1 protein-coding gene is annotated in these 723 nt (G+C 73.4%); it reads right to left on the reverse strand.

Annotated features, from left to right (window positions below; all coding sequences use genetic code 11):
* The coding region (locus AXW62_RS39180; RefSeq protein ID WP_159061102.1) for a ketoacyl-synthetase C-terminal extension domain-containing protein at positions 1–723 on the reverse strand (723 nt) is incomplete at both ends.

Genomic DNA, 723 nt, shown 5'->3' on the forward strand with positions numbered 1-723 from the left:
CGGCGAATACGGGTGACTGGTCCAGGAGTTGGGCTCCCATACCGGTCCATTGCGCACCCTGGCCGGGGAAGACGAACACCGTCTTGCCGTCGGTGCCGGTCTCCCCGGTGACCAGGCCGGGATGGGGCTGTCCTTCGGCCAGGGCGGTGAGGGCGCCGGTCGCCTGCTCGGCATCGGGGGCGAGGACGACCGCGCGGTGTTCCAGGGCGGTGCGGGTGGTGGCCAGCGACCAGCCCAGGTCCACCGGGCTGCCCTCGGGGTGCGAGCGCAGGTGGGTGAGCAGGCGCTCGGCCTGGGCGCGCAGCGCCGCGGCGCTCTTGGCGGACAGCACCCACGGCACCACGCCACCGGTGGCCACCAGCCCCGGAGTCTCCGGCTCCGACCCATCCGCCTCCGACCCGTCCGCTTCGGGCGTGGTCGCCGTCTCCGGGGCCTGTTCGAGGATGAGATGGGCGTTGGTGCCGCTGACGCCGAAGGAGGAGATCCCGGCGCGGCGGGGGTGGCCGGTCTCCGGCCAGGGGCGTGCCTCGGTGAGCAGGGACACCGCGCCCGAGGTCCAGTCCACCTTGCTGGTGGGCTGGTCGGCGTGGAGCGTCTTGGGCAGCAGGCCGTGCCGTATGGCCTGGACCATCTTGATGACGCCCGCGATGCCCGCGGCGGCCTGGGTGTGGCCGATGTTGGACTTCAGCGAGCCGAGCCACAGGGGCTGGTCCGCCGGGCGTT

The sequence above is a fragment of the Streptomyces hygroscopicus subsp. hygroscopicus genome (genome assembly GCF_001553455.1).
In the GTDB taxonomy this organism is placed as follows: Bacteria; Actinomycetota; Actinomycetes; order Streptomycetales; family Streptomycetaceae; genus Streptomyces; species Streptomyces hygroscopicus.